The sequence below is a fragment of the Anaerotignum lactatifermentans genome (assembly GCF_014982935.1).
Lineage (GTDB): Bacteria > Bacillota > Clostridia > Lachnospirales > Anaerotignaceae > Anaerotignum > Anaerotignum lactatifermentans.
This window is the reverse complement of the sequence record NZ_JADCKK010000132.1, coordinates 1-1,418: the sequence shown is the minus strand read 5'-3', so window position 1 is coordinate 1,418 and position 1,418 is coordinate 1. Positions and strand designations below refer to the sequence as shown.

Here is a 1,418-nt window from a genome sequence, read left to right as displayed (position 1 = left end):
GCAGGCTGCTCCGAGAGTGATCGCCCCCTGGAGCCGCCCACCCGGTTTGAAGGAGGGGTATTTGGCTCTTTCTACCAGGTGACGGTGATGGATCCGCTGACCCAGGGCCAGGCACAGGCGTTGGAAGAGGGCTTTCTGGCCGAACTCGAGAGCGTGGACCGTTCCATGTCGACCTATCGGGATGACGCCGAGCTGGTAACGTTCAATCATGCGCCGCTGAATGAGTGGCAGCCGCTGTCCAATGAGCTGATCGAAGTCTTGGCCGTCAGTCAGGCCGTTGCGGCAGACAGCGATGGTGCCTTCGATGTGACGGTGGGTGGCCTGGTGAACTTGTGGAGTTTCGGGCCAGAAGCAAGGCCAGAAGAAGTGCCCAGTGATGAAGCCCTTGCCGAACGCCTTTCGACCGTCGGGTATGACGCCCTGGAAGTGGATGCCCAGCAGATGCAGGCGCGGCGCACGCGGGATGTGTTTGTCGACCTCTCTGGCGTGGCGAAAGGCCATGCCGTCGATCGAGTAGGCGCGTATCTTGACCAGCAGGGGATCGAGCACTACCTGGTGAATCTTGGGGGAGACATGATCGCCCGTGGTTACCGGGAGCCCGACGATGAACTGGCTTGGCGTGTAGGTATCGAAGTGCCGGAAGACGGTGAGCAAAGGGCTCAGCATATCGTGCCGCTCAGCAACTTGTCGGTGGCGACCTCAGGCGACTACCGCAATTACTTCGAAGTCGACGGGCAGCGCTACTCGCATACCATCAATCCTCGTGACGGCAAACCGATTACCCATGACCTGGTATCGGTGTCGGTCTTCCACCCTTCCAATGCATGGGCGGATGCCTGGGCCACGGCACTGCTGGTGGTTGGTACGGAAGAGGGCATGGCGCTGGCCCTGGAACACGACTTGAACGTACTGCTGCTGGTGCGCGACGGCGACCGCTGGCGCAGCATCGCCAGCCCAGCATTCAAGGACTATTTTGGTGATACGCTGCTGGAAGAGCTGGGCATCGATGCCTGGACACCGGCAGCGGCCCAATAACGGTAGGTACTGAACATGCATGATCTCGACATCGTCATTCTGGCGGCCGGTAAAGGTACGCGGATGCGCTCTCCCTTGCCGAAAGTGCTGCATACCCTGGCAGGCAAACCCATGGTGCAGCACGTGCTGGAGACCGCTCAGGCGCTGAATCCGGCACGGACCCACGTGGTGATCGGTCACGGCGCTGACCAACTGCGTGACGCGCTGGCAGAGCATGACGTTCTGTTTGCGCTGCAGGAAGAGCAAAAGGGGACGGGCCATGCCGTGGCCCAGGCCCTGGCTCGTCTGGGCAACGGCATCGTGCTGGTGCTTTACGGCGATGTGCCGCTGATTCGCCGTGACACGTTGGCCAACCTGCTGACTCAGGTGGATGAGCAGCATAT

Annotated in this window: 2 protein-coding genes; both read left to right on the top strand. The window is 61.0% G+C overall.

What is annotated here, in order from left to right; translation table 11 throughout:
- Positions 1-1,035, top strand: a 1,035-nt coding sequence (locus INF29_RS14205) for an FAD:protein FMN transferase (protein WP_193487386.1), incomplete at its 5' end; no start/stop codon positions are given.
- Between the two features lie 15 nt (positions 1,036-1,050).
- The coding region (locus INF29_RS14200) for an NTP transferase domain-containing protein (protein ID WP_193487384.1) at positions 1,051-1,418 on the top strand (368 nt) is incomplete at its 3' end.